This window comes from Paraburkholderia sp. BL6665CI2N2 (assembly GCF_004366535.1).
Classification (GTDB): Bacteria; Pseudomonadota; Gammaproteobacteria; order Burkholderiales; family Burkholderiaceae; genus Paraburkholderia.
Genome location: NZ_SORC01000001.1, coordinates 3608545 through 3621219, shown reverse-complemented (window position 1 = coordinate 3621219; position 12675 = coordinate 3608545). Strand labels below are relative to the sequence as shown.

Here is a 12675-nt window from a genome sequence, read left to right as displayed (position 1 = left end):
GCCGGGATGGCTGCGGCCGTGAGCGCTGACGGCGCGGCGCGTGCGATCGCCGAGGCGGTCGCGCGTCGCAGTTACGGCAAGCTCGTCGCGCTGCTGGCAATGCGCACGCGCGACGTTGCCGCGGCCGAGGACGCGCTGGCCGACGCGTTTGCGGCCGCGCTCGCCGACTGGCCGGAGCGCGGCTGCCCCGCGAATCCCGAAGCGTGGCTGATGACGGTCGCGCGACGCCGGGCAATCGACGGCGCGCGGCATCGCCGCGTCGGCGACGAAGTGACGAACCAGCTCACAATCCTCGCCGACGAGATCGACGAGCGTGAAGCAGCCGCGTTGCCCGACCGGCGGCTTGCGCTGCTGTTCGCATGCACGCACCCTGCGCTCGAAGCCGCAATTCGCACGCCGCTAATGCTGCAAGTCGTGCTGGGGCTCGAAGCGAAGACGATTGCTTCCGCGTTCCTGATGTCGCCGGCCGCGATGAGCAAGCGCCTCGTGCGGGCGAAGAACAAGATCCGCGCGGCGGGCATTCCGTTCAGCGTGCCCGAGCGCGAGGAGTTGCCTGGCCGGCTTGCGGCGGTGCTGGAAGCGGTCTATGCGGCGTATGCGGAAGGGTGGACCGACCCGCTCGGTCGCGATACAGAGAGGCGCGATCTCACCGGCGAGGCATTGTTCCTTGCACACCTGCTCGTCGAACTGCTGCCCGAGGAGCCGGAGACGCTGGGTCTGCTCGCGCTCATGCTGTATGCGCAGGCGCGTTGCGACGCGCGACGCAATGCGGCCGGCGACTATGTGCCGCTGTCGGCTCAGGATCCGGCGACATGGAATGCGCCCATGATCGACGCAGCCGACGCACTGTTACTGCGCGCGAGCGCATTCAACGCAATCGGACGCTTTCAGCTGGAAGCCGCGCTGCAGTCGGCGCACGTGCACCGCTGCCGCACGCATCGCTCGAACTGGGACGAGATCGTGCAGCTCTACGATGCGCTGTTCGCGATTGCAGCGTCCCCGGTGGTTGCGGTGAACCGCGCGCTCGCGCTGGCGGAACGCGACGGCCCGCTGGCGGCGCTCGACGCGCTCGAGCCGTATGCAGACGATCCGCGCCTGGCCGACTACCAGCCGTACTGGGCCGCGCGCGCCGATCTGCTCACGCGTGCCGGCGCGACGGCTGAAGCGCTCGGCGCGTACGATCTCGCGATCGGACTCGAGCGCGATCCGTCCGTGCGCCGATTTCTGCAGAGCAAGCGCGCTGAGGTGTCATCGGCGGGAAGTTAGAAAAATCGCCCCGGCTTCTCGCTCAACGCTGCTGCTGCACGGCCAATAGCGGATTGACGACCTTCGGCGCCGCTGCCTTCTGATGCAGATCCTTGATGAACGCTTCGCTCAGCGCAATGACTTTTGCCGACGCTCGCGGATCGAAGAGCGCGTGATCGAGCTCATCGAGAACGACCGCCTTGACATGCGAAAAGCGCGACAGCTTCTTCCCGCGCTTACCGAAATGCGCATTGAGCTGATCCATTCCTTCGTCGCTTGAACCGTAGACGAAGAGAGTCCGCACACCTTTGCGTTCGAGCGTGTGAACGACGCCGTGCGGGTGCGTCAGCGTATCGGCTTCGGCCGCGCCGGTACGGTGGCCGGCTGCGTCCAGCCGATGCGAATGCAGACGCGCGAGCAGAGTCGCAGCGACGGCCTGCGCGATGGGCCGGAACTTGCGCTTTCCGCTCAGGACGAGCCACCATTTGGACGGCTTGAATATCGCGGGCCCGACACGCTTCAGCGAGTTACGCTGCAACTCCTCCAGTTCAGCCATCGACATGTGCGGGGGTATGTAAAAACGCACGATATTGACCGCGATGACGGCCGTGAGAGCCGGCTCCACGAGCGCCGCGCGCAAGGCGCTGTAGGCGCCCGAGCAGATCCCGAACGAGATGACCGTTTGATAGCCCTTGCGCTTGAGCCAGGCGGCGGCCGTCGCGACATCCTCGATAGTCGTGGATGCGTGGATCTTCGGCACCAGATCGAGTGGACCTTGTGGCGTACGTGGAGGACTGTCGCCGATGCCGCGCGCGTCGATGCGCATGGATGGAATGCCGCGCCGGGCCATTTCCCGCGCGATTCGAACCGAAAGCCGGCTGTCGCCATGATGCACGCTGCCGGCAGTATTGGTGATCAGCATGACGGGCCCGTACGCGATCCTGCCGCGCGGTTCGCACAGCATGCCGAACAGGCCGTTGGCGCCGAAGATGACCGGGCGCTCGCGGGCTTCGGGCGTTTCGATGATCGCTTCGTCGTCGAGGGATACGCTCGGCCGTGCGCCTCTGTTCACCTGGTTGTGGAAGCGCGTTCCCGGGGCGCCGTCCACGATCCATTTGACGACCTCGTCGAACGCGCGAGCCGGCACAGTCGACGACTTCGTCTCATCCATATATTCGAGGTAGCCTTCCAGCACGCCTGTTTCGACCGCGACGCCGCGGCCGCGCAGCGTCGAACACAGCGTGGCGCTGGCGCGGGCGCGCGCATCGAGCACGAGCGCGCGCGTGAGAACCGCAGAGTGCATGTCCATCGCCTTCGACAGATCGAGCGCGTCCAGTTCACTGCAAAGTCTGTCGCTGTAAACCTGTCCCAGCACGTTGAACGGCTTGTCGCGCTGCGTTGCGCGCAAGGACGGGGCGAGATTGTCGAGCCAGACCTTGCGCAGCGCCGCCAGTTCGCGCAGATAGGTGCGCCCGCGTGTGACGGGCGCGAGCAGCACGAGCGAGTCAGCCGCACATGCACGCGACGCCAGCGCAGCGAGGGTCGCGCCGAGACGCAAGCCGCAGAGCGTCACGCTGGTCACGCCGGTTTGTTCCTTCAGGCGCTTGACGGCCGCGACGATATCGGACACGAAGGCTTCAAGGTGATGGGCATTGCCGTCGACGCCCGCGGAGTCTCCCGTCGCCAGATAGTCGAAGCGCAGTGTGGGAATAGCGTACGCGGACAGTTCTTCGGCGAGATATCGGATGCCCTTGTGGCACCACGGCTCCTCATGGCCGAACGGGCTGCAGAGCACCACGCCATGCGTGCCTTCTCCAGCATGAAGCCATCCAAAGCGTCCACCGAATGCGATCGGTTTCATGGCTAGCCTCGATCGGTCTGGTTGTTGTCGCCGACTGGGGCCGGGTTGCAAAAAGCGGGCGTTGCAAGGTCTTTTGCAACTGCACCGCGCAATGTTCTTGTCTCGTAGTGCATCAGTGTGAGCCTCTTTTTGTTTTGAGCGTTTTGGTCGATTGGATCGCTCTTTAGAGGCCGCTTCGGTGCGCTAAACAACATTGCACGAGGCAGAGAATGAATTTGATCTGAACAACGTTTGCCCTTTAACAAACGTTCACTGGTTGCGCATATTTTTTTTAAAAAAAGTCGATTAAGGATTTACCCGTAGCTGTTGTGTTTCAAGGTAATTTAACGCGCACTGTGCGAATTCGCACATAGCGCTGGCGATCGCCCCACTAATTTATTCTCGGGGAAAATCGTCCTCCGGACAAAGCCGGCGCATAAACCGGAATGAGATTGTTCGGCAGTACTCGTCCGACAAAATTAAAATACGCTAAATGCGTTGTTTTGATACGGGACACCGATAAATCGATTTATCGGACGAGTAGGCGAGCGACGTTCAAACACGCTGCGCGCGCAGGTGTCCGACGCGCGCTGGAAACCGCCAATGCAGCTCGATTCGGCCTCCGCGTCGTGCGCTGGTGCGTGAAAGCACGCATAATGCGAATTCTCCGGATTTAATTCCTTTCTAATAAATTACTCATATATTTATTTATATTTAATCAGACAATAAAAATGTGTCGTTCTTGATACGTTTTTATCGTCATACGTTTAGAAAAATTTACCATTCAGCAGACAAAAGTATCGGTACGGAAGTCATTGAAAAGATGGAGGTTCAGGGAATTTGTTCCGGATCTTCTAAAAAGTATGATGATATGATGTACATATTGTAACAAGTGTGACGTAGGACTGACTTTGTTAATCTGATACGATTATTAAGAGATGGTAATAATTTACCTTCTAGCTATTACTGTGCATCTCATCGGCCGCTTTGGCGCCATCGAAATGCAAGTCTGGCGAACCCTTCCGGAAGACCTGCTTTACCAATCCTGAAGTTCTCTTTGCTTTAAGCGGAGATCTCTTCGGGTATTCGCTTGCGCCCGCGCGTATTCGCATGCCGATTACGCGGGGTAACTCGTACTTAAGCGTACGGGCTTTGCGCCCGTTATCTCGCTTAATTTCCCTATTAACGCCTGTATGGTTGCGGTCGTTCGCCTGGGCTTTGGCTTTTGATCGCGCCGGCATAGTTGGAAAGACTTGAATGATTAAGAATACACCAGCGGCAAGCCTCCCCGTTTCTAATACTGAACTCACGGTCCGTCGTAAATTTCTGACGTCGTTGTTGGCCGGCGGCGGCGCGTTCGTGCTCGCCGCATGCGGCGGTGGTGGCGATGCCGCCAGTCCCGACGCGGTCGCGGACCGATACCGACGCGGCGGCGGCGCATCGAACCCGAGCGGCGCCAGTTCGTCGAGCGGCGCGAGCGCGCCGGCAACGGCAAGCTCGCCGGCGGCGGCAAGCTCCCCGGCTGGCGCGAGCTCGCCGACAAGCACCCAAGGCGTTCTTCTCGACACGTCGTTCGGCGTAAAAGGCGATGGGACCACCAACGATCGCGTCGCACTCCAGCGCGCAATCGACGGCTCCATTGGACAGATTTTGCTGATTACCGGCAAGAGCCGGATCGATGTGGCCGGCCTCGACCTGCGCACCAATAGCCACGTGCGGTTTGCAAGCGGCGCTTCGATCAAACTGCTGGCGCATAATACCGATACGTATGAAATCCTGCGCTTGGCGGACGTGGATAATGTCACGCTTGAAAGCCCGTATCTCGACGGCAGCAAGGAATTGAATTCGGCGAAGTCGGGCGAATGGGGAATGGGGATCTCGATTAACGGCGCGACGAATTGCACCATTACGTCTCCGACCACGATCAATTGCTGGGGCGACGGCATTTATATCAACAACAGCGATAAAAAGAGCAACGGCTACAGCACGAACATCACGGTCAATTCGCACCACGCGACCGGATGCCGACGCCAGGGCGTATCGATTATCAGCGGCAGCGGCATCACGTTTAATAGTCCGCTTTGGGAAAATATCGGCGGAACGGCTCCCGGCGCCGGTCTCGATATCGAACCGAATGACAATAGCGCCGTGTTTCAAAACATTCGCATCGTCAGCCCGACGACGAATAACTGCGCCGGCGGCGGGATTAACGTTTATTTTGGCTTCTTCCCGGGTCCGGTCAACAAGACGGTCAGCATCAGCATTACCGGCCATACGGATACGGGCAGTCCCGGCGGTTCATTCAACGTTCAGGGCCTGCAATTGAATGGCTACGTCGTGAATGGATCGATTACCAGCGCCAACCCGGTCTGGAAGAAAACCGGCCTGAGCCTGGAAGACTGGGACAAGGGTGGCCCGACGGTAACGGTTAGCAACGCGCGCATCGGCTGATGCAAGCGTTCGGCCGGTGGTGCGATGCCGCAATGGATCGCGCCCCGGCTGCCTGACTAGCAGGTTGGGCCGGCCTCGGTGCCGGCCCAAGAGGTGTTTCAGGCTGCTGCGAAACCAGTTCGTGGTAACGCGAACTGTGCAAGACCGAGACTCTCCATCAACTGGACTTGAATCGGCGCTGCTTGTCTCGGCCGGGTGACCTTCCCTTTCTTCGGGCTATGTGGCGCGCCGAAGTTTCTTGACTCGTCGAGGAAGAGATGAAGTTAAGGAAGAATCGCGAAGCGATACGAATCATCCAAAGCTCCTGATTCGACATCTCCCGGAATAGGTTTAAGCGACTGCGGCCGAACGTGAATCAGCATGTCCGACACGAGTAAGCTGAAACGTGCGACGCAATTCAAATCCCAGACGCTCATACAACCCGATCGCGGAGGTGTTGTTGCTGAACACGTGAAGAAACGGCGTGTCCCCCCGTTGCTCGATCTCTCTTCGCAAGACTTTGATGAGCCGCCCCGCAAGGCCACGTCCCCGATAGTCTTCATCTACGCAAACAGCGCTGATCTCAACGTATCCGTCAACGCGCATCCGTTCGCCGGCCATTGCGATAAGACGCCCCTGCTCGCGAATTCCAATGTAGTTGCCCATTTCGCCCGTTCGCTTGCCGAAAGGACCGGGTTTGGTCTTCTGGGCGAGCTCAAGCATATCTTTCCCGTCCGCGTCACCCAAGCGAATTACGTCGTGGTCGTCCACGCTCGCTGCTGTGCGATGCCGCGCGATCATTTGATGGATCACGCCCGCGTGCGTGATCTGAAGCCCGTCTAGCGGACCGATCGATTCGTCGGATCGCAGCACGGCGGCCTGCTCGTGAGGCAGCAAAAGCTGAAGCAGCGCCTGATATGCCGCGGGCGTTTCGGATGCCACGGCAGCGAAGGGCGCCACATCGAGGTGGTATCGGCGGGCAAGGGCATCGCCATATCCGAGGTGCGCCTGCTTCGTGGTGAGGGCCGCCCAGATCGGACGGTCGAGGTCAGCGTCTATCGAACCGCTCATGCTTTCTCCCTTTGCAAGCGCGACTGTGTGCAGGCGGCTTGACTGAATGATCCGCCAGCGCGTCACGCTGACCGTATTGCTGTGCAGTCTAGACGCCCGACAGGCGCGAGGCTATAGTCGCAAATGACATTAATGGAGCTATTTGCGACATGAAAGTGGTCATCTTCGCACTGGACGGCCTGTTCGACACCGGGCTCACGGTCCTGCTGGATACCTTTGCGACTGCCAACGAGCTCGCCGTGGCCCAAGGCTTCGCCGCACCGCCTTTCGATGTCAGAGTCGTCGGCGTGCGCAAACGCATTCGGACCGCGCATGGCTTGTCGACCGCGGTCGAACCCGCAAGCACCGTTAGCCGTCCCGATTGGGTGGTGGTGCCTGCGCCGAATGTCAGACAGCCTGAGCGCCTGATCGAGGCGCTGAGCCGTCCGGACGTGCGCGATACGATGGCGTACCTTCGCAGCTGGCATGCCGACGGCGTCGGCGTCGCGGCTGCCTGTATCGGGACTTTCCTGCTGGCCGAAGCCGGGCTTCTGGATAACCGCGAGGCGACAACCACGTGGTCGCTCGCGCCTTTCTTCCGCCGACGCTATCCGGCTGTCAATCTGGACGATTCGCGCATGGTCGTCGCCTCACAACGCGTGGTGACGGCGGGTTCCGCGATGGGTCATCTCGACCTTGCGCTCTGGCTGCTGCGTCAGGCAAGCCCCGAACTGGCGACGCTGGTTGCGCGCTTCATGCTCATAGACAAGCGCTCGTCCCAGTCCGAATACATCATTCCGGATCACCTCGCTCACGCCGATCCGCTGGTCGCGCGGTTCGAGCGATGGGCTCGCGACAATCTTTCGGCAGGGTTTTCGCTTCAGGCGGCAGCGGCAGCGTTGTCGGTCGGACCTCGCACTTTGCAGCGCCGTACCGAGGCCGTGCTCGGCAAGTCGCCACTGGCCTTCTTTCAGGATTTGCGAATCGAGCGGGCTCAGAACCTCGTCTCAATCGGCTACGACCTCGAGAGAATTGCGAGCGAGGTGGGTTACGCCGACTCGGCGACGTTGCGGACTTTGCTGCGCCGAAGGCTCGGCCGCGGGGTGCGGGAACTTCGCGCCGAAATGCGCTAGCGTTTCGACGACGGTTCGCCGAACCATCGCGACTTGAACAGAATAGCCGTGGTCAACCGGTTTCGTTTCGGTATAGTTGCCAACGCACTCTCAACGCGAACGAAGTCACATCGCCACTCTCTTCGGATGGAGTGCGCCGTCACTTGCTTAAAGCAAAGATTTCCCTTGGGCCAGAATCTTGTCGCAGACCTGTTTCGTGATCTGCTCCTTCAGACCGCCGCCACTCAGGTCCACCTGCTTGCCGTCGCCACTGTTCAGGATGCCTTTGGCGCCGTCGGTGTACCCGCTGTCGCTCGACGATGAGCCGCCCGGCAGCTTGCTCATGAGCCCATCTTTGATCGACGACGCGCTGCCACCGAGATAGTTGTTCTTGATACAAAATTCAAGCACGCCTGCGACATTGCCCGTGCTGCCGGACGTTAGCGACTGCAACGACAACCCGCTGCCTAAACCGCCCAGGCTGTCGAGTCCGCCAGCGGCGGCGCCGTTTCCACTCTGATTGAGAAGGTTGCCGAGTTGGGCGTGGGCGGTTGGGAAATAGAGCAATGTAGCGACCAGGAGCCCGTTGGCCCAGGTGCGACGGTTGCATGCGATCATGGAAGCCCTCTTGCCGTGGAGTGAAGGTAGTCTTCACTATAGTGCCTTACGGACTTAAACAAAGGACGGGGTCATCGACGAATTGAACAGGCCCCGCGCGCTGCATGTGCCAACGCCAGCGCCAATTTCGCCCCGACCTCGGCATTGTGTTTAATGAGCGCAATGTTTGTCGTCAGGCTGCGTCCACTCGTCAATGCCTTGATGCGAGCCAGCAGGAAGGGCGTCACGGCCTTACCGGTGATGCCTTTCTCCGTGGCCTCGGCGAGCGCCTGCTGGGTCAGCGCGTCGATCTCCTCGGACTTCATCGCTGCCGCTTCCGGCACTGGCGTGCTCAACACCACGCCGCCCACGAGACCCAGGTCCCACTTGGTGCGGATGAAGCGTGCCTGCTGCGCCGCATCGTCCAGCCTGAAGTCCGCGCGAAAACCGCTGTCGCGCATGTAAAACGCGGCGAAATTGTCTTGCTCGCAACTGAGCACCGGCACGCCGTGCGTTTCCAGGTATTCCAACGTGAGTCCGATGTCGAGAATGGACTTCGCGCCCGCGCAGACCACCGCCACCGAAGTCTTCGCCAGTTCCTGCAGGTCGGCCGAAATGTCGAAGCTTTCCGGCGCGCCCCGGTGCACGCCGCCAATGCCTCCGGTCACGAAGACCTCGATGCCGGCCAAGGCGGCGCATATCATCGTGCCGGCTACCGTGGTGGCGCCAAGGCCGCCGCCGGCCAGCACGGCCGGCAGATCGCGGCGGCTGACCTTGTGTACCTGGTCCGAGCGCCCGAGCAGTTCCAGTTCGTCGTTCGAAAGGCCGATGCGGATTCGCCCGTCGATCAACGCGATAGTCGCGGGCTCGGCACCCAGCCCGCGGATCACGGCCTCCACTTCGCGCGCAGTGCGAACGTTCTCCGGATAGGGCATACCGTGAGCGATGATGGTCGATTCCAGCGCGACGAGCGGGCGGCCGGCAGCCTGTGCAGCGGCCACAGGTCCGCTGAAACTCAACCACGAGTGAGCAAGGTTCGTCATCGTCACGATCTTCCCGGCGGTATATTTCGTTTAAGTATGCAGCAAGAGGCGGCTGCAAGGTTCACTCGTTGCAGCGCGATGGCGCTTATCATTAGAGAAGTGTCTGGCCGCCCTTGCTGGAAGCGTTTGTTGAAGCACGGCGGTGCGCCGTGCAACGGTACTCCTGATGAAAAAGGACAGACGCTTGATGTACTGAACGTGTTGGATGGTCGATGTCGGGTCCCGGAGGTGCCATGTCACCGCTACACGCAACCAATCTGCTCCAGTCGAACGAAGGTGCCCGTCTTCATGGCCCCGAACTCGACCGCTGGCGCCGCTGGGGGCCTTATCTGAGCGAGCGGCAATGGGGCACTGTTCGCGAAGACTATAGCGAACACGGCACCGCATGGGACTACTTTCCGCACGATCATGCGCGCAGCCGCATGTACCGCTGGGGCGAGGACGGCATTGCCGGATTCGGCAACGACCCACTCGACTGGTGCGTATCGCTCGCGCTCTGGAACGGGCACGATCCGATCATCAAGGAACGGCTCTTTGGGTTGGCGAATGAGGCGGGCAATCACGGCGAGGACGTGAAGGAGCTTTACTTCTATCTCGACGGCACGCCGACGCATTCGTACATGAAGATGCTGTACAAGTATCCTCATGACGCGTACCCGTACCAGGACCTTATCGATGAAAATGTGCGGCGCGGCGCGGACCAGCCCGAATATGAAATCCTCGATACGGGCGTGTTCGACGACAACCGCTACTTCGACGTTTGCGTCGAGTATGCGAAGCACACACCTGACGATATCGTGATGCGGGTGACCGTCGAAAACCGCGCGGATCAGCGCGCGGCGCTTCATCTACTGCCGCAATTCTGGGCGCGCAACAGATGGGCCTGGTCGGGTAAGCCCGGCAAGCCGTCGCTTACGCTGGAGTCGAATAGCGAGGATGGCGCGTGTGTCGTCGCGCGCCACCCCGCACTCGCAACGATGATCGTGACGGCGTCTGCGCAACAGCCGATCGAGTGGCTCTTCTGCGAAAACGAAACGAATGTGCGCCGGATTTTCGGCGTCGATGGAGCAGGGCCGTTCAAGGACGGCTTCAATGACTACCTCGTTGACGGCGACGAGCAGGCAATCCGGCGCGACAAGGGCACTCGTGCCGCCGCGCATGTGGCCCTGCAGTTTGCGCCACATGAGTGCTCGGTGCTGTACCTGCGCTGGCGTCCCGAAGCGGCTGCGGATACCGCACGTCTCGACATGCCAGCGCTTTTCACGCGCCGGCAAGAGGAAGCCGACGAATTCTACGCGGCGCTTCAGCACGACATCGCCGACGCCGATGCGCGGCTCGTGCAGCGCCAGGCACTCGCCGGCATGCTGTGGTCGAAGCAGTACTACCAGTTCGACGTAACGCGCTGGCACGACGGCGACCCTGGCCAACCGGCCCCACCGAGAGCTCGCAGGAACGGCCGCAATGCGGACTGGCGGCACATGTGCAATGGCGACATCGTATCGATGCCCGACAAGTGGGAGTACCCGTGGTACGCGTCGTGGGATCTCGCTTTTCATGCGGTCGCGTTCGCCATGATCGATCCTGACTTCGCGAAGAAGCAATTGCTGCTGCTCGTGAAGGAACGATATATGCATCCGAACGGACAATTGCCCGCCTACGAGTGGGCGTTCGGCGACGCCAACCCACCGGTGCATGCGTGGGCCACATGGCGCGTGTATGAACTCGACCGCGAGGTGACGGGCGTCGGCGATCACGCGTTTCTTGAAGTCATGTTCCACAAGCTCCTGCTCAATTTCTCGTGGTGGGTCAACCGCAAGGACGCCGATGATCACAACATCTTTCAGGGCGGCTTTCTTGGGCTCGACAACGTGGGCATCTTCGACCGGTCTTCGCCGCTGCCCACCGGCGGCCGCATCGATCAGGCGGATGGCACCGCATGGATGGCCTCGTACGCACTCGACCTGATGCAGATCGGCCTCGAACTCGCAATGACGAACAGCGCGTACGTTGAAATCGCGGTGAAGTTCTTCGAGCACTTTCTGTATATCGCGGAAGCGGTCAGTTGCAGCGAAGGGTGCAAAACGGGGCTATGGGACGGACAGGACGAATTCTTCTACGACGTACTTCACCTTCCGAACGGAACCCGTGTGCCGATGCGCATTCGTTCGATTGTCGGACTGATTCCGATGTTCGCCGTTCACGTGTTAGAGGATCGCGTGTACGGCCATCTGCCGGGATTGCGCGAACGGCTAGCCTGGTTTCTCGATCATCGACCAAATCTGGCTAAGCTGGTGTCGCGCTGGACCGAACCCGGTAAGGGCAATACCACGCTGCTGTCGTTGTTGCGTGGACACCGGATGACGACACTGCTGCGCCGCGCGCTCGACGAAAACGAATTTCTCTCCGAGCACGGCGTGCGAGCGCTGTCGCTCGTGCATCGCGATGCACCTTATGTCTTCGACCATGACGGCGTCAATGTCTGCATTCAATATCAGCCGGCCGAATCGGACTCGCGCGTTTTCGGCGGCAATTCGAACTGGCGCGGGCCGGTCTGGATTCCTGTCAACTACCTGCTGATCGAATCGCTATATGAGTTCCATCGTTACTACGGCGATGAATTCCGCATCGACTATCCGACAGGATCGGGCAAGCGTTGTTCGCTGAGCGAGATTGCCGACGACCTTGCGCGGCGCGTCACCACGCTCTTTCTTAAAGATGCACGAGGTGTGCGGCCCGTGATGGCTGCTTATCCGATGCTGCAGGCCGACCCGCGTTCGCAGGATCTCATCCTGTTTCATGAGTACTTTCACGGTGACAACGGACGCGGCGTCGGCGCTTCGCACCAGACCGGCTGGAGCGGGCTCGTCGCGCTGCTGCTTCAGCCGCGCATGATGAAGCTGTCGCATGTAGCGGCCGATGTTGCGTCGGCGGATGCAGCGGTGGGAGAAGAGGCTGCGTCGGCTCCAGCGCGGTAACTATTCGTAGCCGAGCTTGTGACTCAGAATGGGCGCGAAAAAGAGTGCAATCGCTGAGCCCGCCGCCTTACCTTCGAGTTCCGCGGCCGCAGCCGCGGCACGCATTCCATACGAGTGCATGAGAAGATCAAATAACTGGGGTACGCAGTAAAGTACTGCAATCGCAATGCAATAAGATTGCACGGCGGATATGCGCCAACCCTTCTCGACGGCGACAGCGGCGCAGACAATGCGCAGAATGGCGAACAATACGAGCGCACCCACGGCTGCCTGTTCTCGGACCAGATACTCTGGAATAAACTCGCCCATAACTTCCTGTGCGCCCGCTACGTTAAACCGCCTTAAATGAAAACCGTCCGTTCGAACTTTGCGGTCGAATGGTC

General features: G+C 60.6%; 10 protein-coding genes. 4 read left to right on the top strand and 6 right to left on the bottom strand.

Annotation, left to right across the window (positions count from 1 at the left end):
• The first annotated feature begins 6 nt into the window (after positions 1-6).
• Positions 7-1266, top strand: coding sequence for a DUF6596 domain-containing protein (locus B0G81_RS16130; protein WP_134137401.1), 1260 nt, complete (start codon positions 7-9; stop codon positions 1264-1266).
• A 22-nt stretch (positions 1267-1288) separates the two neighbouring features.
• Here B0G81_RS16130 and B0G81_RS16125 read toward each other — a convergent pair whose 3' ends face one another.
• Positions 1289-3106 (bottom strand): alpha/beta hydrolase, encoded by a 1818-nt coding sequence (locus B0G81_RS16125; protein ID WP_134137399.1) that lies wholly within the window; start codon positions 3104-3106, stop codon positions 1289-1291.
• A gap of 935 nt (positions 3107-4041) precedes the next feature.
• Entirely contained in the window at positions 4042-4752 is a 711-nt protein-coding gene (locus B0G81_RS44645; protein WP_243856489.1) for a hypothetical protein, read from the bottom strand.
• Here B0G81_RS44645 and B0G81_RS16120 point away from each other — a divergent pair.
• Positions 4736-5536, top strand: coding sequence for a hypothetical protein (locus B0G81_RS16120; RefSeq protein WP_243856488.1), 801 nt, complete (start codon positions 4736-4738; stop codon positions 5534-5536). The genes B0G81_RS44645 and B0G81_RS16120 overlap by 17 nt on opposite strands.
• A gap of 330 nt (positions 5537-5866) precedes the next feature.
• Here B0G81_RS16120 and B0G81_RS16115 read toward each other — a convergent pair whose 3' ends face one another.
• Positions 5867-6586: a GNAT family N-acetyltransferase gene (locus B0G81_RS16115; RefSeq protein WP_134137395.1), complete on the bottom strand. Its 720-nt coding sequence runs from the start codon at positions 6584-6586 to the stop codon at positions 5867-5869.
• A 149-nt stretch (positions 6587-6735) separates the two neighbouring features.
• Between B0G81_RS16115 and B0G81_RS16110 the strand changes: the two genes are divergently transcribed.
• Positions 6736-7698, top strand: a complete 963-nt coding sequence (locus B0G81_RS16110; RefSeq protein WP_134137392.1) for a helix-turn-helix domain-containing protein — start codon at positions 6736-6738, stop codon at positions 7696-7698.
• 147 nt (positions 7699-7845) lie between these two features.
• On the opposite strand, the gene B0G81_RS16105 is transcribed toward B0G81_RS16110, so the two are convergent.
• Both B0G81_RS16105 and B0G81_RS16100 read right to left on the bottom strand, forming a co-directional pair.
• Positions 7846-8295 carry a DUF2501 domain-containing protein gene (locus B0G81_RS16105; RefSeq protein ID WP_106283114.1) on the bottom strand — a complete coding sequence of 150 codons (450 nt, stop codon included), beginning with the start codon at positions 8293-8295 and terminating at the stop codon, positions 7846-7848.
• 71 nt (positions 8296-8366) lie between these two features.
• The gene (locus tag B0G81_RS16100; protein WP_134137390.1) at positions 8367-9317 is read right to left on the bottom strand and encodes a pseudouridine-5'-phosphate glycosidase; all 951 of its coding nucleotides are present in this window, start codon (positions 9315-9317) and stop codon (positions 8367-8369) included.
• Positions 9318-9550: 233 nt separating this feature from the next.
• Here B0G81_RS16100 and B0G81_RS16095 point away from each other — a divergent pair, with 233 nt between their 5' ends.
• A complete protein-coding gene (locus B0G81_RS16095) occupies positions 9551-12292 on the top strand; it encodes a glucosidase (protein WP_134137388.1) in 2742 nt (913 codons plus the stop codon).
• Here the strand turns inward: B0G81_RS16095 and B0G81_RS16090 are convergent, their stop codons facing one another.
• Complete coding sequence (locus B0G81_RS16090; RefSeq protein WP_134143134.1) at positions 12293-12601, bottom strand: hypothetical protein; 309 nt, start codon at positions 12599-12601, stop codon at positions 12293-12295.
• Positions 12602-12675 lie beyond the last annotated feature (74 nt).

Bases quoted from the DNA above. Each gene is read 5' to 3' on its own strand.
- B0G81_RS16125 (WP_134137399.1), bottom strand. From the start codon at position 3,106: ATGAAACCGATCGCATTCGGTGGACGCTTTGGATGGCTTCATGCTGGA.
- B0G81_RS16095 (WP_134137388.1), top strand. From the start codon at position 9,551: ATGTCACCGCTACACGCAACCAATCTGCTCCAGTCGAACGAAGGTGCC.
- B0G81_RS16130 (WP_134137401.1), top strand. From the start codon at position 7: ATGGCTGCGGCCGTGAGCGCTGACGGCGCGGCGCGTGCGATCGCCGAG.
- B0G81_RS16100 (WP_134137390.1), bottom strand. From the start codon at position 9,317: ATGACGAACCTTGCTCACTCGTGGTTGAGTTTCAGCGGACCTGTGGCC.
- B0G81_RS16105 (WP_106283114.1), bottom strand. From the start codon at position 8,295: ATGATCGCATGCAACCGTCGCACCTGGGCCAACGGGCTCCTGGTCGCT.
- B0G81_RS16110 (WP_134137392.1), top strand. From the start codon at position 6,736: ATGAAAGTGGTCATCTTCGCACTGGACGGCCTGTTCGACACCGGGCTC.
- B0G81_RS16090 (WP_134143134.1), bottom strand. From the start codon at position 12,601: ATGGGCGAGTTTATTCCAGAGTATCTGGTCCGAGAACAGGCAGCCGTG.
- B0G81_RS16115 (WP_134137395.1), bottom strand. From the start codon at position 6,586: ATGAGCGGTTCGATAGACGCTGACCTCGACCGTCCGATCTGGGCGGCC.